Source organism: Flavobacterium sp. AK-345, assembly GCF_058310175.1.
The window spans coordinates 47,687-68,529 of the sequence record NZ_JBZEER010000003.1 but is presented as its reverse complement, the minus strand read 5'-3'; the positions used below and the strand labels follow the sequence as shown (position 1 = coordinate 68,529).

Annotated in this window: 23 protein-coding genes and 1 riboswitch; of the genes, 8 read left to right on the top strand and 15 right to left on the bottom strand. The window is 33.5% G+C overall.

All coding sequences use genetic code 11. From position 1 onward, the window contains the following. Positions 1 to 102 precede the first annotated feature (102 nt). Positions 103 to 2,265, top strand: a complete 2,163-nt coding sequence (locus AC4FQ3_RS07290; RefSeq protein WP_491181427.1) for a TonB-dependent receptor — start codon at positions 103 to 105, stop codon at positions 2,263 to 2,265. 55 nt (positions 2,266 to 2,320) lie between these two features. On the opposite strand, the gene AC4FQ3_RS07285 is transcribed toward AC4FQ3_RS07290, so the two are convergent. Beyond that, the gene (locus AC4FQ3_RS07285; protein WP_463462297.1) at positions 2,321 to 2,737 is read right to left on the bottom strand and encodes a Rieske (2Fe-2S) protein; all 417 of its coding nucleotides are present in this window, start codon (positions 2,735 to 2,737) and stop codon (positions 2,321 to 2,323) included. A 155-nt stretch (positions 2,738 to 2,892) separates the two neighbouring features. On the opposite strand from AC4FQ3_RS07285, the gene greA reads away from it, so the two are divergent. Then, on the top strand, positions 2,893 to 3,369 hold the full coding sequence (gene greA, locus AC4FQ3_RS07280) for a transcription elongation factor GreA (RefSeq protein WP_035623677.1): 477 nt from the start codon (positions 2,893 to 2,895) through the stop codon (positions 3,367 to 3,369). 74 nt (positions 3,370 to 3,443) lie between these two features. Next, positions 3,444 to 3,830, top strand: a complete 387-nt coding sequence (locus AC4FQ3_RS07275; RefSeq protein WP_042566237.1) for an HIT family protein — start codon at positions 3,444 to 3,446, stop codon at positions 3,828 to 3,830. A gap of 156 nt (positions 3,831 to 3,986) precedes the next feature. On the opposite strand, the gene AC4FQ3_RS07270 is transcribed toward AC4FQ3_RS07275, so the two are convergent. Next, the gene (locus AC4FQ3_RS07270; RefSeq protein WP_042566238.1) at positions 3,987 to 5,135 is read right to left on the bottom strand and encodes a sensor histidine kinase; all 1,149 of its coding nucleotides are present in this window, start codon (positions 5,133 to 5,135) and stop codon (positions 3,987 to 3,989) included. Positions 5,136 to 5,293: 158 nt separating this feature from the next. Between AC4FQ3_RS07270 and AC4FQ3_RS07265 the strand changes: the two genes are divergently transcribed. The 4 genes from AC4FQ3_RS07265 (at position 5,294) to AC4FQ3_RS07250 (ending at position 8,165) form a co-directional block, all read left to right on the top strand. Continuing rightward, positions 5,294 to 6,169 carry a flavin reductase family protein gene (locus AC4FQ3_RS07265; protein WP_491181426.1) on the top strand — a complete coding sequence of 292 codons (876 nt, stop codon included), beginning with the start codon at positions 5,294 to 5,296 and terminating at the stop codon, positions 6,167 to 6,169. Between the two features lie 30 nt (positions 6,170 to 6,199). Beyond that, a complete protein-coding gene (locus AC4FQ3_RS07260) occupies positions 6,200 to 6,571 on the top strand; it encodes a DUF3127 domain-containing protein (protein ID WP_042566241.1) in 372 nt (123 codons plus the stop codon). A 158-nt stretch (positions 6,572 to 6,729) separates the two neighbouring features. Then, positions 6,730 to 7,371: a leucyl/phenylalanyl-tRNA--protein transferase gene (gene aat, locus AC4FQ3_RS07255; protein WP_491181425.1), complete on the top strand. Its 642-nt coding sequence runs from the start codon at positions 6,730 to 6,732 to the stop codon at positions 7,369 to 7,371. Then, on the top strand, positions 7,368 to 8,165 hold the full coding sequence (locus AC4FQ3_RS07250; protein WP_491181424.1) for an MOSC domain-containing protein: 798 nt from the start codon (positions 7,368 to 7,370) through the stop codon (positions 8,163 to 8,165). The genes aat and AC4FQ3_RS07250 overlap by 4 nt, the downstream gene beginning before the upstream one ends. On the opposite strand, the gene AC4FQ3_RS07245 is transcribed toward AC4FQ3_RS07250, so the two are convergent. From AC4FQ3_RS07245 to AC4FQ3_RS07185, 13 genes are all read right to left on the bottom strand, one after another. Beyond that, positions 8,162 to 8,872 carry a HesA/MoeB/ThiF family protein gene (locus AC4FQ3_RS07245; RefSeq protein WP_491181423.1) on the bottom strand — a complete coding sequence of 237 codons (711 nt, stop codon included), beginning with the start codon at positions 8,870 to 8,872 and terminating at the stop codon, positions 8,162 to 8,164. The two genes, AC4FQ3_RS07250 and AC4FQ3_RS07245, sit on opposite strands and share 4 nt — an antisense overlap. 84 nt (positions 8,873 to 8,956) lie before the next feature. Next, positions 8,957 to 10,069: a 2-iminoacetate synthase ThiH gene (thiH, locus tag AC4FQ3_RS07240; protein ID WP_491181422.1), complete on the bottom strand. Its 1,113-nt coding sequence runs from the start codon at positions 10,067 to 10,069 to the stop codon at positions 8,957 to 8,959. 89 nt (positions 10,070 to 10,158) lie between these two features. Continuing rightward, positions 10,159 to 10,539 (bottom strand): GxxExxY protein, encoded by a 381-nt coding sequence (locus AC4FQ3_RS07235; RefSeq protein WP_491181421.1) that lies wholly within the window; start codon positions 10,537 to 10,539, stop codon positions 10,159 to 10,161. A gap of 122 nt (positions 10,540 to 10,661) precedes the next feature. Next, positions 10,662 to 11,438, bottom strand: coding sequence for a thiazole synthase (locus tag AC4FQ3_RS07230; protein ID WP_491181648.1), 777 nt, complete (start codon positions 11,436 to 11,438; stop codon positions 10,662 to 10,664). After that, on the bottom strand, positions 11,419 to 12,057 hold the full coding sequence (locus AC4FQ3_RS07225; protein WP_491181420.1) for a thiamine phosphate synthase: 639 nt from the start codon (positions 12,055 to 12,057) through the stop codon (positions 11,419 to 11,421). The genes AC4FQ3_RS07230 and AC4FQ3_RS07225 overlap by 20 nt, the downstream gene beginning before the upstream one ends. Continuing rightward, entirely contained in the window at positions 12,047 to 12,802 is a 756-nt protein-coding gene (locus AC4FQ3_RS07220) for a hydroxymethylpyrimidine/phosphomethylpyrimidine kinase (protein WP_491181419.1), read from the bottom strand. Before AC4FQ3_RS07220 ends, AC4FQ3_RS07225 begins: the two co-directional genes overlap by 11 nt. Further along, positions 12,769 to 13,368: a thiamine phosphate synthase gene (locus AC4FQ3_RS07215; RefSeq protein ID WP_491181418.1), complete on the bottom strand. Its 600-nt coding sequence runs from the start codon at positions 13,366 to 13,368 to the stop codon at positions 12,769 to 12,771. The genes AC4FQ3_RS07220 and AC4FQ3_RS07215 overlap by 34 nt, the downstream gene beginning before the upstream one ends. A 25-nt stretch (positions 13,369 to 13,393) precedes the next feature. Then, entirely contained in the window at positions 13,394 to 15,217 is a 1,824-nt protein-coding gene (gene thiC / locus AC4FQ3_RS07210; RefSeq protein ID WP_491181417.1) for a phosphomethylpyrimidine synthase ThiC, read from the bottom strand. Between the two features lie 164 nt (positions 15,218 to 15,381). After that, the gene (gene thiS, locus AC4FQ3_RS07205) at positions 15,382 to 15,588 is read right to left on the bottom strand and encodes a sulfur carrier protein ThiS (RefSeq protein WP_073394985.1); all 207 of its coding nucleotides are present in this window, start codon (positions 15,586 to 15,588) and stop codon (positions 15,382 to 15,384) included. An 84-nt stretch (positions 15,589 to 15,672) separates the two neighbouring features. Then, positions 15,673 to 15,771, bottom strand: a riboswitch (TPP riboswitch). Between the two features lie 89 nt (positions 15,772 to 15,860). Then, on the bottom strand, positions 15,861 to 16,421 hold the full coding sequence (locus AC4FQ3_RS07200) for a DNA-3-methyladenine glycosylase I (RefSeq protein ID WP_491181416.1): 561 nt from the start codon (positions 16,419 to 16,421) through the stop codon (positions 15,861 to 15,863). Between the two features lie 76 nt (positions 16,422 to 16,497). After that, positions 16,498 to 16,929: a lipocalin-like domain-containing protein gene (locus tag AC4FQ3_RS07195; protein WP_073394987.1), complete on the bottom strand. Its 432-nt coding sequence runs from the start codon at positions 16,927 to 16,929 to the stop codon at positions 16,498 to 16,500. Between the two features lie 254 nt (positions 16,930 to 17,183). Next, positions 17,184 to 17,837, bottom strand: coding sequence for a hypothetical protein (locus AC4FQ3_RS07190; protein ID WP_491181415.1), 654 nt, complete (start codon positions 17,835 to 17,837; stop codon positions 17,184 to 17,186). A 14-nt stretch (positions 17,838 to 17,851) separates the two neighbouring features. Further along, a complete protein-coding gene (locus AC4FQ3_RS07185) occupies positions 17,852 to 18,523 on the bottom strand; it encodes a queuosine precursor transporter (protein WP_042566255.1) in 672 nt (223 codons plus the stop codon). A gap of 196 nt (positions 18,524 to 18,719) precedes the next feature. Between AC4FQ3_RS07185 and AC4FQ3_RS07180 the strand changes: the two genes are divergently transcribed. Continuing rightward, complete coding sequence (locus tag AC4FQ3_RS07180) at positions 18,720 to 20,807, top strand: M3 family metallopeptidase (RefSeq protein ID WP_491181414.1); 2,088 nt, start codon at positions 18,720 to 18,722, stop codon at positions 20,805 to 20,807. The last annotated feature ends 36 nt before the right edge of the window (positions 20,808 to 20,843 follow it).

Sequence of the window (20,843 nt, the reverse complement as noted above, 5' to 3'; positions counted from 1 at the left end):
AAATGACAATTGTTAGTGTGCACACTATATTTTGTCGTAAGAAACACATTTATTAATTTAACAAAAAGAATAATTCCCCCTTTTATTCGTAATTTTTTACGGATGAAAACATTTTTTGAAGGTACTGAGGTGCTAAGTTACAAAGGTTCTAAGTCTCATAAATTGAGCAAAACTAAATCTATTTTCTTTCTTCTATTCTCTTTCTTCTGTACTCTAATTTCTTTCGCACAAACGCAGGACTCTACGAGGGTAAATTCTCTTGATGAGGTTTTGGTTTCCGCTGTTCGTGTTACTGCAAAAACGCCGGTTACGTTTAGTAATTTGGATAAAAAAGATATTAAATACCGAAATTTAGGTCAGGATATTCCAATTTTGATGAATTATTTACCATCTGTTGTTACGACTTCTGATGCAGGAAATGGTTTTGGATATACCGGGATCAGAGTCCGAGGAAGCGATGCAACAAGAGTAAATGTTACCATCAACGGAATTCCGTACAATGATGCAGAAAGTCAGGGAACATTCTGGGTAAACATGCCCGATTTTGCTTCTTCTGTAGAAAGTTTGCAATTGCAGCGCGGTGTAGGAACGTCTACAAACGGTTCTTCAGCTTTTGGTGCAAGTTTAAACATGCTTACTGATAATTATGCTTCTAAAGCAAATGGCGAAGTCTCCAGTTCTTACGGAAGTTTCAATTCTAGAAAAAATACTGTAAAATTTAGTACAGGTTTATTAAACGATCATTTTGAATTGGCAGGACGTTTGTCTACACTAAAATCTGATGGTTATATTGACCGCGCAAGTTCTGATTTAAAATCTTATTTCTTGCAGGGAACTTATGTTGGCAAAACAACTTTAATTAAAGCATTAGTTTTTGGCGGAACTGAAAAAACATACCAATCCTGGAATGGAATCGATGCCGAAACTTTAAATACAAACCGTACTTTCAATTCTGCAGGAATGTATACTGATGAAGCTGGGAACGTTCGTTTTTATGACAATGAAACAGATAATTACCAACAAGATCATTATCAGTTGCATTGGAACGAATCTTTTTCGGATAAATGGAGCACGAATTTAGCGGTTCATTATACAAAAGGAAAAGGCTATTATGAGAATTACAAAGAAGATACCGACATGGGGGAGTATGGTTTGCTGCCTGTTGGGGCAATAGCTACAACCGATTTGGTACGTCAAAAATGGTTAGATAATGATTTTTACGGAACTACATTTTCTGTAAAATATAAAGACGAAAAATTTGACGTGATCTTTGGCGGAGGCTGGAATAAATATGAAGGCGATCATTATGGCAAAGTAATCTGGGCAAGATATGCTTCTCAATCAGAGTTAGGAGATCATTATTATGATGATTTTTCGACAAAAACAGACGGAAATATTTTCGCGAAAGCAAATTATCAATTCACAGAAAAATTGAGTTTTTACGGAGATCTACAATATAGAAATGTACAATATAAAGCCAATAGTATTGAAACTGGCTTGGTAGATGATAACTTTAATTTCTTCAATCCAAAAGCGGGATTGAATTACGAGATCAATCAAAAAAACACGCTTTACTTTTCATACGCCAGAGCAAATCGAGAACCAAACAGAACCGATTATGAAGGTGGAAATGTAAAGCCGGAAAAATTAAATGATTTTGAATTAGGCTGGAGATTTAATTCAGAGAAATTTCAATTGAATTCGAACTTCTATTATATGGCTTATAAAGATCAATTGATTCTAACCGGGACTTTAGACGATGTTGGATCACCAATTCGATCAAATAGTGAAAAAAGCTATCGTTTAGGATTTGAAGTTGATGCAACAATCAAACTTTCAGAAAAATTTATACTGCGTCCAAACTTTACTTTAAGCAGTAATAAAAATGTTGATTTGGCTGTAGAAGGACAAAATTACGGAACCACGTCTATTGCATATTCACCGGAAGTAATTGCAGGAAATATTATTGTTTACAGTCCGATTGAAAATTTACATATTTCATTATTACAAAAATATGTTGGCGAACAATACATGAATAATATAGAATTACCGGAAGCTAAGCTTGCCGATTATTTTGTAAATGATTTAAATGTATCTTTTGAAATCAAACCAAAATCTATTTTTAAATCGATAATGATTACAGGTTTGGTAAATAATATTCTGGACAAAAAATATGTTTCAAACGGATATATGTACGACGTTTACCCATACTATTATCCTCAGGCGGGGATTAATTTCCTGGCAGGATTAACTTTAAAATTCTAAAAAAAGGAGCAGAAACAAAAAAGCCTGAAAAAATTAACTTTCAGGCTTTTTGTATTTAGTTATATACGTGAACAGAAGTTCCGGAGAGTTCCGCTCGATATTGTTTCATCGGATATTCCTGTCCGCCAAGTCCTGTAAATAAATTGTAAGATGTTTTGTCGCAGGAACAAACGGCATAAATACCGTCAATTGTCATGGCAACACAAGAAGTTAAGGCCTGATTTGGGCATGCAGCATCAAAAGCGGTATAAGTTCCTTCGCCTGTTTTCATTACAATAATACCTTTTGCTCCATAATTTGGAACATAAACCGGGCTGCTCACATATAAAAGGTTATTGTACGATGGCAAACTTGTATTAAGATAAGCATTTACTGCATAATTAGGAATATTAGGATTGTTGTTGCTTTTATTACTATCACTACAAGAGAAAAAGACACAAGTTAATACGATAAAGAGCCAGAATTTTTTCATTATTTTAAAAAGTATTAGTGAAACAAAATTAAATTATTTAGTTTTGAATTCTATATGATTAACATATAATTATGTACTATTAAAAATAATAGTATATTTGTAATAAGAAATCCCGTCCCGATGGGATTTTTTGTATTTATATAAACGATGAAGTTATGAGTAAAGTATCTTATTATACAGCAGAAGGATTAAAAAAGCTAAAAGATGAGTTGGAGCATTTGAAAAGTGTAATGCGACCAAAGGCATCTCAAGACATAGCAGAGGCAAGAGACAAAGGTGATTTATCTGAAAATGCAGAATACGATGCCGCTAAAGAAGCACAAGGTTTATTAGAAATGAGAATTTCTAAATTAGAAGAAGTGTATTCAAATGCAAGATTAATAGACGAATCACAACTTGATGTTTCGAAAGCTTTGGTACTTTCTAACGTAAAAATTAAAAACCAAAGTAACGGGATGGAAATGAAATATACACTTGTTGCTGAAAGTGAAGCTGATTTGAAAACCGGAAAAATTTCGGTAACATCTCCTATTGGAAAAGGTTTACTGGGAAAATCAGTTGGAGAAGTGGCAGAAATCACCGTGCCAAATGGAGTTTTGAAATTTGAAATCCTTGAAATTTCAAGAGACTAAATTATAAATGTTTAATTGGTTAATCGTTTATTTGTTTAACCGATTTAACGATTCAACAAATAAACGAATAAACGATGTCGATATTTACCAAAATAGTTAACGGAGAAATTCCAGCTTATAAAATTGCCGAAGACGAAAATTATCTGGCTTTTTTAGATGTAAATCCAAATGCAAAAGGACACACACTTTGTATTCCAAAACAAGAAATCAATAAGATTTTTGATATGGAAGATGAATTGTATTTGGGATTAATGAAGTTTTCTAAAAAAATCGCAATTGCTTTAGAAAAAACGGTTCCTTGTAAGAGAGTTGGTATGGCAGTTGTTGGTTTAGAAGTTCCTCATGCACACGTTCATCTGATTCCTTTAAATGAAATGGATGAAATGCGTTTTCACAATAAAGTATCACTATCTAAAGAAGAATTTGAAGCTTTAGCCAAAAATATTCAGGCAAATTTGTAATAGATTTACAGAGAATAGTTTTCGTATGTCCAGGCTGAGCGGAGTCGAAGCCCAGTTCTGATTGGGCACAAAAGGCTTCGACTCCGCTCAGCCTGACAGATAAAATCGTTCAGTTTGATAAAAAGAATAAGAAAAGTGTAGTAGAATTATTTGTTACTACACTTTTTTATTTAACTGAATTTGAAAGGTAGTTCCTTTTCCTATTTCAGAATGCAAAACTTTTATTTTGCCGCTATGATATTCTACAACAATTCTCTTTGTTAAAGAAAGCCCTAAACCCCAACCTCTTTTTTTGGTAGTAAAACCAGGCTCAAATATAGTTTTGAATTGTTTTTTAGAAATTCCGGTTCCGGAATCCTTTACATTTATTTTTACATGATGTGCATCCTGCTCAATTTGAAGGTCTAAGGTTCCTTTTCCTTTCATGGCATCAATGGCATTTTTTACCAAATTTTCTATTGTCCAGCTATGTAAAGTTGGATTTATCATAACCAAAATAGGCTCAGTTGGAGTATCATAAGAGAACTCAACTTGTTTTGAAAAACGGGATTGTAAATATTTGAATGAGTTTAAAGTTTCTTCAACGATATCATGAACTTCTAAAACAGGAACAGAACCAATTTTTGAAAAACGATCTGTAATAGTTTGTAAACGTTCAATATCTTTTTGAATTTCAAAAGTTATGGACTGATCAATTTCTTCGGTCTTTAAAATCTCAACCCAGCCAATTAATGATGATAATGGTGTGCCAATTTGATGTGCTGTTTCTTTTGCCATTCCCGCCCAAAGTTTATTTTGAGTCGCCATTTTTGTGCTTTTATAAAAATTGTAGACCAAAGCACCACACAAAAAGATAATCAGCAATAATGCGATGGGATAATATTTGAGTTTATTAAGTAAAGCCGAATTTCCATAATATAATTTTTGATACTTTCCGGGAGAATATTCAAATACAATGGGCTCATTTTCACTTTGGAGATTTTTTAAAAAGCGCATCGATTTTTTTTGGTCGTTTAATATTTCGTCAGGTACATTTCTGGTAGTCAGAATTTTGTCGTACATTGTTAATATTACAGGAATAGACGTATTGTTGCTGGAAATTTGAAGAGGAAGTTCGAGATCAGTATTTTCGTCTGCGTTGATTAATGCTATTTGCGCATTAGCCAGGAGTTTCATTTTGATTCGTTCTTCATTTTTGAATATTTGAAAAAAAGTATAAGTATTCCAAAGAATCAAAGTAATGATCGAAAAGGAAATAAAAATAATAATCCAACGAGTTGTATTTCTACTTTCAGAAAAACGCATAAAGTAATTTTTGAGGTATAAATATAACGAAATATACCCATTTAATATTTTGATTGCAGTAAAGATTTTTGTTTTTAAGGCTAAAACTATTTCTCTGACTTAAACCATTTCTATACTTTTGTAGTTGCCAAAACGAGATTTGGTTAAAAAGAAAAATTATGATTAGCATTGATCCAAAAGAGATTTCAACGGTAAAATTACAAGGTTATTTACAAAGTGCCATTGGCCCAAGACCTATTGCTTTTGCCAGTACAATAAGTGCAAAAGGAATCCCGAATTTGTCACCTTTTAGTTTCTTTAATGTATTTAGTGCCAATCCGCCAATTTTAGTTTTTTCACCGGCAAGACGAGTGCGTGACAACACTATTAAACACACTCTTATTAATGTAGAGGCGACTCGCGAGGTTGTGATTAATGTTGTAAACTATGATTTGGTACAGCAAACATCATTGGCCAGTACAGAATACGGAGATGGAGTAAACGAATTTATAAAGGCAGGATTAACACAAATTCCGTCAGATTTTGTAAAACCATATCGTGTAAAAGAATCTCCGGTGCAGTTTGAATGCAAAGTTACGCAGATAATTCCGCTGGGAACAGAAGGCGGTGCAGGAAATCTGATTCTTTGTGAAGTGGTAAAAATACATATTCATGAATCTGTTTTAGATGAAAATGGAGCAATTGATCAGTATAAAATTGATCTGGTTTCAAGGTTAGGAAATAATTGGTATTCAAGGTCTAATCAGGGGCTTTTTGAAGTTCAAAAACCACTTACAACTTTAGGTGTTGGAGTAGATGTTATTCCTAATTTTATAAAAGAGAGCCCTGTTTTTAACGGAAATGATCTTGGTAAATTAGGAAACATAGAAGCCTTGCCTACAACAGAAGAAGTTAGTATATTTGTGAAAGAAAATTTTTCTGTAAAAGGAGTTTTAAGTTCCGATGATCAGGAAAAGATACATCTGGAGGCTAAAAAATACCTTGATAAAGAAGATGTTACATCTGCTTGGAAAGTGCTTTTAGCTAAAAAATAAGAAAAGAAACAATAATTAATATAGACGAAGATGGAAGTTACAGGAAAAGTAAAAGTGGTAAACCCAGAGCAACAAGTTAGTGCCTCATTCAAAAAAAGAGAATTAGTTGTTACTACTGATGAGCAATATCCACAACATATTTTAATCGAATTTACACAAGATAAATGCGATTTGTTAAGTAGCTATAAGCAAGGAGAGGCAGTAAAAGTTTCTATCAATTTAAGAGGAAGAGAATGGGTTAATCCACAAGGAGAAACCAGATATTTCAATAGTATTCAAGGTTGGAGAATCGAAAGAGTAGCGCCTGAAGGTCCTGGACAAACTCCACCAATGCCTGCTGCAGAAGCATTTGCTCCGGCTACTAATTTAAACGAAGACGAACCAGACGATTTGCCTTTCTAAAAGTTTAAATTCTAAAATATAAATTCCAAATTCCAATTCATAAATATGTAATTGGGGTTTGGTTTTTTGTTTTTATTTGTAATTTGACAAGATTGTGTCTATTTGAAGCTTAAGGCTTGGAATTTGGAATTTACTTATTTTGTAATTTTATTTAAAACATGTATTACGTATTCAAAGATTTATTTTTCCCCCCAGTTTCAGAAGCCGATGAAGAAGGCATTCTGGCAATAGGAGGCGATTTAAATCCCGAGCGTTTAAAACTGGCCTATACAAGTGGAGTTTTTCCCTGGTTTAATGAAGGAGAGCCTGTTCTCTGGTGGTCGCCGGATCCTCGAATGGTTTTGTTTCTCGATGAATTGATTGTGTCAAAAAGCATGCGTAATGTTTTGAACAGAAATCAGTTTAAAGTAACATTCAATCAAAATTTTTTGGAGGTCATTTCGAATTGTCAAAAAATAAAAAGAGAAGGCCAGGACGGAACCTGGATTTCAAATGAAATGATCGATGCTTATTGTCAATTACATAAAGAAGGCATGGCAAAATCGGTTGAGGTTTGGCAAGATGAGGTTTTGGTTGGTGGTTTATACGGAATAGATCTGGGTCATGTTTTTTGTGGCGAAAGTATGTTTTCGAAGGTATCAAATGCATCAAAAGTAGCATTTATAGCATTGGTACAATCTTTAAAAGAAGATAATTATAAACTATTAGATTGTCAGGTTTATAATCCGCATTTAGAAAGTTTAGGTTGTCGTGAAATTGATCGTGAAGAATTTATGTATATTTTAGAAAATAAGAAATGATGAGTGCAATTTACACTGTAAAAGAAATTTATATTTATCCGATAAAAAGCCTTGCCGGAATTAACAGTAAACAAGCTTTTGCTGAAGAAATGGGATTTGAAAATGATCGAAGATGGATGTTGATTAATGCTGAAAATCTACATATAACGCAAAGAGAACACCCAATTTTGAGCCAGTTTTATCCTCAAATTTCAGATGGAAAAATCAGTATTACTTTTAAAGATCTTAAACATGAATTTTCGGCTAATGAACATTTAGATCAGCCAATAGACACCAAAGTCTGGGAAGATAAAAGTGAAGTTGTAGAAGTAAATAAATCAACATCAAAATGGTTTAGCGAACAATTAGGTTTTGAGTGCAAATTGGTAAAAATCATCAAAAGCGGAGATCGAAAACATGAAAGCTCAAGATTAAAAGAAACCTTCAATGTAAGCCTTGCTGATGGTTATCCTTATTTGTTAGTTGGAACAAAAAGTCTTGATTTTTTGAATGAAAAATTAGAAGATAAAATCACAATTTTACGATTTCGCCCAAATATTGTTATAAGCAGTGAAGTTCCTCATGAAGAAGACAACTTCGATACTTTCAAAATTGGAGAAGTTGATTTTAAAAACGTGAAACCTTGTGGAAGATGTATCATGGTAAATAATGATCCGCAAAAAGGCATCATAAAAAAAGAACCTTTGAAAACTTTAAGTAAGTATCGAAAAGTGGACAATTCAGTTTTTTTCGGAACTAATATAGTAAGTTTAAATAGCGGATTAATTAAAGTTGGAGACGAAATTGTTTTCTAAAAACTCAATTTTGTAAAACTCCAGTTTAAAGTATTAAAAAGTACCAATTCATTTTTTAAAGTTGGTAATCCTAAAATTACTTTAAGTGTTTCGTGTGCCATCATGGTGCCAATAATCCCCGGTAAAGTACCTAAAACACCATTTAAATTGCAATTTGGAACATCTTTTGGATCTGGCATTTCAGGAAATAAATCTCGAAGATTTTTGCTTCCATTGTGGTTAAAAACAGCAATTTGACCTTCAAATTTTAAAATACTTCCATAAACTAAAGGTTTTTGAAATTGAACACAAGTATCATTTACCAGATAACGTGTTGCAAAATTATCAGAACCATCTACGACAATATCATATTGTTGAATAATCGTAGAGGCATTTTCAGTTGTCAATTTCATATTAATAACTTCAACTTCAATCAACGGATTTAGTTTTGAAACTACTTCTGTAGCGACGATTGCCTTCTCTTGTCCAATCTCATTTTCGGTATATAAAATCTGTCTATGCAAATTGTGAATTTCAATAGTATCAAAATCCATTATTCCAATAAAACCAACTCCGGCAGTCGAAATATATTGTAAAATTGGACAGCCCAAACCGCCGGCCCCAATTACCAATACCCTTGCTTTTTTTAGTTTTTCCTGACCTTCATCGCCAATTTCCGGCAATATAGTTTGTCTGTTATAGCGTAGAAATTCTTGTATAATGCTCATTTTGGGTAATTTTAGATTGCTGATTTTAGATTTTAGTCCCGAAGCTTCGGGATGGAATTTGGAATTTATTTTTTGGAATTTTTCCTAATTATAACTTTTATCCCAATCTTTCCAAACAGGTTCGTAGCCGGAATTGGTTATAATTTGGGCAATTTCACTAACTGGACGTTCATCACTAATTTCAAATTGTTCCAAAGATTGCGGGTCAACAACATAACCACCCGGATTGGTTTTTGATCCTGCACTCATACTCGTTACTCCAATTGGGATAATGTTATTTCTGAATTTTTCGTTTTCACGAGTCGAAATTGAGATTTCAAGATCTTCATTCCACAAACGATAAGCACAAATTAGTTGCGTTAAATCTTTGTCGTCCATAATGAAATTGGGTTCAATAATACCTTCTGCGGGACGCAATCGTGGAAAAGAAACTGAATATTTGGTTTGCCAGTATTTCCTTTGAAGATAATCTAAATGTAGTGCGTTAAAAAAACTGTCCGTTCGCCAATCTTCCAAGCCTAATAAAACGCCCAAACCTATTTTATGAATTCCCGCGGTTCCAATTCGGTCAGGGGTTTCCAGGCGATAATCAAAATTTGATTTTTTTCCTTTTGTATGGTATTTTTTGTAAACTTCCTGATGATACGTTTCCTGATAAACTAAAACCGAATAAACTCCGGCTCCGTGCAAGTGTTTGTATTCTTCTGTAGAAAGAGGCTGAACTTCAACAGAAATAATGGAGAATTGTTTTCTTATCAAAGCAATCGCATTCAGGAAATAATTAATATTTACACTATAATTTGCTTCACCGGTAACCAATAAAACGTGATCAAAACCAAGATTTTTTAAGGCTTCAACTTCAATTTTAATCTCAGTATCAGAAAGTGTTTTTCGTTTGATTTTATTGTCTAAACTAAAGCCACAATAAGTACAAATGTTCTGGCATTCGTTGCTTAAATAAAGCGGTGCATACATTTGAATCGTTTTTCCGAAGCGTTTTTTGGTGATTTCATGGCATTCCTGCGCCATTCGTTCTAAATAATTTTGGGCAGCCGGAGAAATTAAAACTAAAAAATCATCAAGATTTCGTTTGGTTTTTGATAAAGCGCGCTCGACATCTTTTGCTGATGTTTGGTATATTTTTGATTGAATGTTATCCCAATTGTATTGCTCAAATATTGCTTTAAATGTTTTCATTTTGGATTGTCGGGTTTTATTTCACGCAGATTTTTGCAGATCTAAGCAGATTAAAAATGATTTTAATTTTTTATAAATGCAGTATCTGTTTATTGAATTTTATTTGCAACTCTTTTTATATCATCTAGTATATTTAGAGTATTGAAATTTACAAGTAAACCTAATTTTTTATTTGTGAGCCTTAAACAAGTAGAAAGTTGCTTGTAATGTATTGGAGCTAAATCTTCAACAGATTTTAATTCAATTATCACTTTGTTTTCTACTAAAAGATCAATTCTGAAAGCAGGATCCAATATAATTTCTTCATAAGGAATTATAACTTCAACTTGTTTTTGAACTTGTAAATCAGTTTTTGTTAATTCATAGAACAAAGCACTTTCATAAACGGATTCAAACAATCCAGGCCCCAAATTATTATATACTTTAAAAATAGCTCCTCTTACTAGATATGATATTTCGTTTTCTGTCATTATTCTTTATTTTAGTTATTAATACAAAATTAAAGAATAATCTTACTTATTTGTTTTTGCCTTTATTAAAATTAAAATCATTTTTAATCTGCTTAGATCTGCAAAAATCTGCGTGAAATAATTTAGTCATATAAAAAAGAAGTCAAAGGACTAGATTTAATCGCATAATTTTGCTGATTAGCGATTTTAGCTTCAAATGCTTTTCTACCAGCAATTACAGCTTCTCTAAAAGCTTCAGCCATTAATTTCGGGTTTCCGGCAACGGCAATGGCAGTATTGACCAAAACGGCATCGGCACCAATTTCCATTGCTTTTGCAGCGTCAGAGGGTGCGCCAATTCCAGCATCAACAATTACAGGAACATTGCTTTGTTCGATAATAATCTCAAGAAAATCAATTGTCTTTAAACCTTTATTGCTTCCAATAGGAGAGCCCAAAGGCATTACGGCAGTTGTTCCTGCATTTTCCAAATGTTTGCACAAAACCGGATCAGCATGAATGTAGGGCAAAACAAAAAATCCAAGTTTAGCCAGTTCTTCCGTCGCTTTCAATGTTTCAATCGGATCAGGCATTAAATATTTTGGATCAGGATGAATTTCGAGTTTCACCCAATTGGTTTCTAATGCTTCACGCGCCAATTGAGCTGCAAAAACAGCTTCTTTTGCATTTCTTGCTCCGGAAGTATTAGGTAACAAATGAATATTTGGATGTTGCAAATGCGATAAAATAGCATCTGTTTCGGTTTCGAGATCAATGCGTTTTAAAGCAACAGTAACTAATTCACTTTCTGAGGCTAAAATTGCTTTTTCCATTTCTCTGTTTGAGCCAAATTTCCCGGTTCCTAAAAATAGGCGTGAGGTTAATGTTTTATCTCCAATTTTAAACAATGATGTTTGCATATAGTTTTTCATTAAGTTTTTGGATTAATTTTTTCTTTTTGTCGCTTTTTGTGATCATTCCAGACACAGCAATGCCATGAATTCCAGTTTCAATCAATCGTTCTACATCTTCTAATGCGATTCCGCCAATGGCGTAAATTGGAATTTTGAGGTTGCTGCTTTTTAGTTTCTGAATAATTTCCAAGTATCCGGATAAACCCAGAATTGGACTTAATTTTTCTTTTGTTTCAGTAAACTGAAAAGGCCCTAATCCAATATAATCACAACCGTTTTTTATATGATTTTGAATGTCTTCAAAAGTATTGGCTGTTCCGCCAATGATTTTAGTGTTTCCCAGGATCGCCCTTGCTTCGGCAATATTCATATCGGTTAAACCCAAATGCACACCATCGGCTGCAATTTGTTGTGCCAGATAAAGATTGTCGTTTACTATAAAATTGGCGAGATATTCTTCGCATAAAAATTTTACAGCTTCCGCTAATGTAAAAGTGTCTTTGGCAGTTTGATTTTTGAAACGCATTTGTATCCAATCGCATCCGGCGTCGAGAGCCTGATGGATATTATACAATTGTTCTTCGATTGTTCTTCCTTGTGAAATGTATTGCAGTTTATGGTACATAATGATATCCGGTTAAAGTTGAAGTTGAGCTCAGGTATTTTTCTATGTAGGTTTTAGCATTTTTACAAGCTTCTTGTAAAGTTTGATCTAATGCAAGATTTGAGGCAATTGCGGCTGACAAAACACAACCGGAGCCATGTTTTTCAAAGCACTTTTTTTCTGAGGGCAATAAATCAATTATTTCATCTTTTAGAAACAAACGATCTGTTCCAATAGCCAAAGGATTATGTCCGCCTTTTAGTAAAATAGCACTCGAGACTTCATTTTGCATTCTAAGCTGGTGCTGAGTAAAACCTGGGAAAAGCAATTCTATTTCATTATAATTAGGCGTTATCAAATCAATTTTGGATAATATTTTATTCAGATCCAAACGATCTTCAATACTCATAAACTCAAACTTTGTTGTTGATTTTAAAACAGGGTCCCAAACAATTTGTGTTGAAGGTGATAACAACTTAATGGTCGAAAGAATTCGATTTAAATAATGCAGATTGGGAACAATTCCGATTTTTACAGCATTGATTTTATACCTTTCAAATAAAGTTTCAACAGAACGAATGACGTAACTAAGATCTATCCATTGAATGTCAAAAAACTCATTTTCGGTTTGAATTGTATTTGCTGTTAAAACAGCAAATCCAGTCAGGGAATGTTGTTCGAAAGTTTTGATATCTGCTAAAACTCCTGCGCCACCAGAGGGATCGAAACCGGCTATACTAAGTATGAATGGACGATTTGCTGACATAATTTAAATTGTTTTACAGGATTTTCATTGTTCCAAATAGTTCCTAAAAGTGCAACATCATCAAACCCATTTTTGAGAGTTTTTTTAATGTTTTCAGAATCAATTCCGCCTAAAGCGATACATTTTGTACTGTGATTTGTTCTTGATTTTAATGCTTCAAATAAATTTTCTTTTGGATAATAATCTTCCTTAGAAATACTTTTAAAAACCGGACTTAAAAATGCATAATCGAAATGATTTTCCAATGCATTGAAATCTTCAATTGAATGAGTTGAAGTTGTATACCTGCAAGGTTTTGAAAACCTCGCAGGATAATCAAAACTGTTCTTTCTGTCTTTTTCAGAGAAATGGATTCGGGTAATTCCAAAATCTTCTGCTAATTCATAATGATTATGCAATACCAATTTAGATCGAAATTCGATTTTTATCTGATGAATAAATTGTGCCATTTCTATTTCAGAAAAATTAGGCTTCCGAATATGAAGCAAAGACAATCCTTCCTCAAATAAAGAATCAATAATGCTGATTTCGCCAGAAATTGCAGAAGGATTAGTAATCACAATCATATCTTTCTTCTTTACTCTATTTTCTTTAAATGTAAATCTCTTTCCCCTGTTCAATAAATTCTTCTGATTTTTCCTGCATGCCTTTTTCGGCGGCAGCCACATCTCTAATTTCCTGAGATATTTTCATAGAGCAGAATTTTGGTCCGCACATCGAGCAAAAATGAGCAACTTTTGCACCGTCAGCAGGAAGTGTTTCATCATGAAATTCCCTGGCCGTATCAGGATCAAGAGACAGATTAAACTGATCTTCCCAACGGAATTCAAAACGAGCTTTGCTTAATGCATTATCACGATATTGGGCACCCGGATGACCTTTGGCCAAATCTGCAGCATGGGCTGATATTTTATAAGTTATAACGCCATCTTTTACATCTTTTTTGTTGGGTAAACCAAGATGTTCTTTTGGCGTTACATAACATAACATCGCACAGCCGTACCAGCCAATCATGGCGGCTCCAATTGCAGATGTAATATGATCGTAACCCGGAGCAATATCAGTCGTTAATGGTCCAAGAGTGTAAAATGGCGCTTCGTTACAATGTTCCAATTGTTTATCCATGTTTTCTTTAATCATGTGCATTGGCACGTGACCCGGACCTTCAATGAAAACCTGAACATCATGTTTCCAGGCAATTTTTGTGAGTTCACCCAAGGTTTCTAATTCTGCAAATTGTGCAGCATCATTAGCATCTGCAATAGAACCCGGACGTAAACCATCGCCAAGAGAGAAAGCCACATCATATTGTTTCATAATTTCACAGATTTCTTCAAAATGGGTGTATAAGAAGTTTTCTTTATGATGAAATAAACACCATTTTGCCATAATTGATCCTCCTCTGGAAACAATTCCGGTAACGCGATCTGCAGTTAAATGAATGTAGCGCAACAAAACTCCTGCATGAATTGTGAAATACGAAACACCTTGTTCTGCCTGTTCAATTAAAGTGTCACGAAAAACTTCCCAAGTCAAATCTTCGGCGATTCCTTTTACTTTTTCTAAAGCCTGATAAATCGGAACTGTTCCAATTGGAACCGGCGAATTGCGAATAATCCATTCTCTGGTTTCATGAATGTTTTTTCCGGTAGACAAATCCATAATTGTATCTGCACCCCAGCGACAAGCCCAAACTGCTTTTTCGACTTCTTCTTCAATGCTCGAAGTCACAGCGCTGTTACCAATATTGGCGTTTATTTTGACCAAAAAGTTACGACCAACAATCATGGGTTCACTTTCAGGATGATTGATATTGTTGGGAATAATTGCTCTTCCGCAAGCTACTTCACTACGAACAAATTCGGCTGTAATTTTGCTTTTTGGTGTGTTTGCTCCAAAACTGTGTCCGTTGTGTTGACATTGCATTGCTTTAGTTTGCTCGTTTAGGAGTTCAATGCGTTGGTTTTCACGAATCGCAATATATTCCATTTCAGGAGTAATTATTCCCTGTTTCGCATAATAAAGCTGAGTTACGTTGGCGCCTTTTTTTGCACGTTTTGGCTGGTGTAAATACTCAAAGCGAAGATGGTTTAAACTTTCATCTTTCAATCGGCTTTGACCGTAATTGGAAGAGATTTCTTCTAAGATTTCGACATCATTTCGATCTAGGATCCAGCTTTCGCGTAAGCGAGGTAATCCTTTTCTAATGTCGATTTCAATGTTTGGATCTGTATAAGCACCTGAAGTGTCGTAAACAGTTACAGGCGGATTTTTCTCAATCCCACCATTTGAAAGCTTTGTATCGCTAAGAATAACTTCGCGCATAGCAACTTTTATAGGATGAATTTCGCCACTAACGTATACTTTTTTAGAATTGGGAAAAGGAGTTCTGGAGATTTGTTCTTCGGTTGTCATAGAGAGAAGTTTTATGGTTTGTTGTTTTTTGTTTCAGGTTTCAAGTTTCAAGTTTCAGGTTGATCTTGACTGTGTTTTTTGTTTGCGCTCGTATAGGCGCACTGTAGTGCGTCTACGTTATGTATATAATTGGAATTTGGAATTTATTTTTTGGAATTTAACTCCTATCCTCCCTGAGTAGCAGAAATAATCAAAATTTCGTCAGTTTCGGATACAAAATGTTGGTTCCAATTAATTTTTGGAACAACAGTATTGTTGATGGCAACGGCAATTCCGTTTTGTTTATTAGGAATTTCGAGATCGAGCAATGATTGAACGCTTAGCGATTCAGCATTGAACTTTTTGATTTGTTGGTTGATTTTTAGTTCCATTCCTTAAGTTTTTAGGTTTTATAAGATTCACTGCAGTGAATCTCTACCTTAGGAATGGCTACAATTACGCATGAAAATGCGCGCAGAAGTCATCTTACTTTTCCCTACGCTAGTATGAACTAGATCAGGTTCAGAGGGTAAAATCTCAGCCTGCTTTTTTAGCAGACACCCCTAAAGTGTGAAGCAAATATATGTAATTTTTGTTTAAAAGTTTCAAGTTTCAATTTTCAGGTTGTGAAAAATTGAAAATTGTGACTGAAAACCGAGAGTGTTTACGAGCTTCTTTTCCAGCAATTTTCGGCGTGATCATTGACCATTCCGGTGGCTTGCATATGAGCATAAACAACAGTTGAGCCCACAAATTTAAAACCTCTTTTTTTTAAATCTTTACTAATTTCGTCAGAAAGTGGAGTAGTGGCAGGAACGTCTTTTGACGTTTTTGGATGATTTATAATCGGTTTTCCGTTAGTAAATTTCCAGATGTAATCAGAGAAGGTGCCAAATTCTTCTTGTATTTTCATAAAGGCCTGTGCATTTGAAACTGCGGCATTTATTTTAAGTTTATTTCTGATGATTCCGGTATTTTGTAGTAATTCTTCGATTTTGTTTTCAGAATAAAGGGCTATTTTTTTGTAATCAAAATGATCAAAAGCATTTCTGAAATTTTCTCTTTTGTTTAAAATAGTAATCCAGCTTAGTCCTGCCTGAAAAGTCTCCAAAATTAAAAATTCGAATAAAGTAGGATCGTCGTAAACCGGAACACCCCATTCCTCGTCATGGTATTTTTTATATAAATCGCTGGCGGTGCACCAACCACATCTTATCGGTTCCATTTTTTATTTCAAATGTATAAAAAAACCTCAAATCAATTAAGATTTGAGGTTGTTCAAAATTAGTATCTTTTAAAAATTAGATTTTTTTGTATACTTGTACGGCTGAAACTGTGATTCCTCCTTGAGAATAAGTGAATTTTATTTTTAGTTTGCTTCCTGTTAATTCAGCAACTTCATATTCTTCTTCATCTTCACTTGCGTATTTTTTAGTCAATTTGCTTCCGTCTTTAGTCCAAGTTCCTTCTTGAGTATAAGCAGTACATTTATCATTAGAAAATTCTGAGTAACTATCAACAAATTTTCCGTCTGTTTTAAATTCGACGATATCGTTATCACATCCTTCATTTGTAGCTGGCTCTAATGCTTCCTGACCATTAAAAACAACTCCTACTTCAGTAAGTTGCCATTTTCCTTCGATTGATCCTCCATTGTCATCATCACTACTACAAGACGTTGCTGCTAATCCTAATGTCAATACAGACAAAAATAAAATGCTTAATTTTTTCATTTTGGTGGGTTTTTAATTGTTAATTTTTTGGCAAAAATAAAATCTTTTTCAAAAAATTAACATAATATAACAGGTTTTTTCGTCTTTATTTTAAATTTTTATGTAATGTATTGATAAAGAGCTTACTTGTTAAAAACGGCTTTTTTTAAGCTGTAAAAATGATCTTGTTAAAATTAAAATGTATGCTTAGGCGAAAATTAAAATGGATGTAAAGAAGGATATTTGAGTATAAATTTAGAATGATTTGCTGTTATTTATTTACCAATTTCCCAGTGATATCCTTTTACCTTTGGAATATAAGCGGATTGGCCAATAATCACCAAATCATTATAGATTTTTCTATTATATTTTATGCCGATGGCTTTGCCGGAAGTGTACATTTTATTAGCAACAAACTTAATTTTCATACGACCATCGCTCAGCTTTGCATCTGAAATTTTTTCAATAAACCAGGTCGAATGCCATTTTAGATCAATTTCATCTTCGGCAGTTTTAGTAACACTTTTTACTAGTTTTACTGCGTCTTTCGGAATTGCAAAATTGTGAATTAAGTCTTTTTGTGTCAGGGTTTCCCCAATTTCAGCCCCAGAAAGAATTTTACGAATATTAACAAAACTTATTAATTGATTATTTGATTCGTTGTTTGTTTCATCTGCAATGCTTTTCTTTTCAATTGCTGAACTATCAATTGGTTTATTAGGGAATAATATTTTTTTAGTATTAGTAATATTATGTTTGTTTTTAATAGGTGTAGTAATAGTTATAGTATTTGAAGAAATAGTTTCAGAAATAGGTTTTAAAGAATTGACAGGATACAGCTTTTTCTTCGGCCGTTTTTTTTCGTCGTTACCACAGCTGGAAAAGCAATATACTATAGAGAAAAGTATAATTATGATGTATTTTTTCATTGTGGTAATTCGTCTTATAGTTCTTGAGAATGATTTTCATCATCTTCACCTAAATATTTTTTTATTAAATGATGACCAGCATAAATTAACGGAGTAAGTAAAACGGCTACTGATAATTTGAAAATATATCCGGTCAATCCTGATGAAATAAAAGTATCAAAATCAATTTTTCCAGGTAACCAGAAAGCAATTCCAAGAACAATAAATGAATCGAATAATTGAGAAATTACAGTTGATCCTGTTGTTCTAAGCCAGATTTTTTTTTCGCCGGTTCGTTTTTTAAAGAACCAAAAAATCCAAACGTCAATTAATTGAGATGCAATAAATGCTATTAAACTACCTACGATAATCCACATACTTTGCCCGAAAACGGCCTGAAATTGTTCATCATTTACCGGACTTATTCCTTTTGCAGCCGGAATTACGATTGCCATAAACAATATCAAAAAGGCATATGCAATTAAACAGGCTGTTATAAAAGAAAGTTTTTTAACTCCTTTTTCTCCGAAATATTCATTAATTAAATCTGTAGTAAGAAAAACAATTGGCCAGGGTAAAATACCAATACTCATTACAAATGGTCCAATCTGAATTAATTTTCCTCCAATAAGCTCTGCAACAACGGCGTTGGTAATAAATATTCCGGCAAGAATTACAAATACAATTTCTTTTTTGGTTTTAAACATACTATTTCGGGTAAATTATTTTTCAAATTTAAGGTATTTCTATTTAAATTATTGTTTGAACTAATAAATTAAAAGATCAAATTGAGCGTAATAAAATTGTAAATTTGGGTTAATAATTTATTATAAATGCATTTAAAATGGACAATATTGTGCTTTAATAGATTATTTTTTATGAATAAAAATCATGTTATTTCTTATGACTACAACAACTTTTAACGCTACAGAAGGATCTTTTCAGAATCCATTACTTCAAAAATGGTCAGGTCCTTATGGAGGAGTACCTTCTTTTGATAAATATAGAGTTTCAGATTTCCAACCGGCAATAGAGTTTGCTATTCAGGAAAATTTAAATGAATTAGATGCTATTGCGAATAATTTAGAAACACCAACTTTTAAGAACACAATAGCAGCACTCGAAAATTCAGGAAAAACAATTGCCAGAATTAATGCTGTATATGGAATATATAGCTCTAATATTTTTACAAAAGAATTTGGAATTGTAGAAACAGAAATGTCACCGAAATTATCAGCTTTGAGTGATAAAATGTACCAAAATAATAGACTTTTCTCTCGTATTGAAACTTTGTACAATGCAAAAGACAAAGAAAAACTAAATAGCGAGCAACAGCGCTTGGTTTGGCTGTATTATACAAATTTTGTTCGTGAAGGCGCAAAATTAAACCATGACGATAAAATAAAAGTGGCTAGGATCAATCAGGAATTGGCAACGCTTTTTACAAGATTCAGTCAAAATTTATTGGCAGAAGAAAATAGTCAATATGTAGTTTTAGAAACTCACGCTGATTTTGAAGGTTTGCCTGTTGAAATAAAAAATGCTGCTATTGCCGAAGCAAAAGAAAGAAATATTGATGCTTTGGGATGTGTTGCAAATACGCGTTCTTCAATTGAACCGTTTTTGACATTTTCTACCAGAAGAGATTTAAGAAAGAAAGCTTTTGATATTTTTGTTAAAAGAGGTGATAATGGAAATGAAAATGACAATAATGAAACGCTGATTTCCATTTTAAAATTGCGTTCTCAAAAGGCGAAATTGTTAGGATTTAGTTCATTTGCAGAATGGAGTTTGTCTAATAAAATGGCAAAAGACCCTGCAAAAACACTTGACTTAATGAATTCAGTTTGGAAACCGGCAGTCGAAAAAGTACAGCAGGATGTTGCCGAAATGCAAAAAATGGTAAATGCAGAAGGTGGCGATTTTAAAATTCAGCCTTGGGATTATCGCTATTATGCCGAAAGAGTTAGAAAAGCAAAATATGATTTAGATCAGAATGAAGTTAAACAATATTTGCAACTTGAAAACTTGCGTGAAGCTATGTTTTGGGTTGCAGGTGAATTGTTTAATTTAAGTTTTAAACAAATTACCGATGTGTCTGTTTTTCATCCGGATGTGTGTGTTTGGGAAGTAAGAAATAAAGTCACAGATAAGGCAGTTGGTTTGTGGTATTTTGATCCTTACGCGCGAGTTGGAAAACGTTCTGGTGCCTGGATGGATTCTTGTCGCGATCAGGAGAAGTTGGATGCAGATGTTCTGCCAATCGTATCTAACAATTGTAATTTTATTAAAGGAAACGAAAATGAAGCTGTTTTAATTTCCTGGGATGATGCCACAACTTTATTTCATGAATTTGGTCATGCGCTACACGGATTATGTTCTAATGTAACTTATCCAAGTTTGGCAGGAACGGCAGTTGCAAGGGATTATGTTGAATTCCCTTCGCAGTTATTAGAACATTGGCTTGCGACACCAGAGGTGTTGAATAAGTTTGCTCTGCATTATAAAACCAATGAACCATTACCACAATCAATGGTTGACAGAATAGAACAAGCGGCAAATTTTAACGAAGGCTTTGCAACGGTTGAGACAATTTCAAGTTCTTTTGTTGATATGGAGCTGCATTTGACAACTGAAACTATTGATCCTGATAAATTTGAAAAAGAAACATTAGAAAAGCTCAATATGCCATCAGAAATTGTGATGCGTCACAGAATTCCACAATTTGCACATATTTTTTCCGGAGATGGATATGCGGCCGGCTATTATAGTTATTTGTGGGCAGATGTAATAAATGCAGATGCTTATGAAGCTTTTATGGAAGGTAAAGGACCTTATGATAAAGAAGTTGCCAAAAGACTTTACGATACAGTTTTTAGTGTTGGAAATACTGTAGATAATGAAACAGGATATGAAAATTTTAGAGGAAGAGCACCAAAATCTGATGCACTGATGCGAGCGAGAAATTTTCCAATTACAGAAAAAATTTAATAAACATAGTGAAATAAAAAAGCCCGAATAAATTAA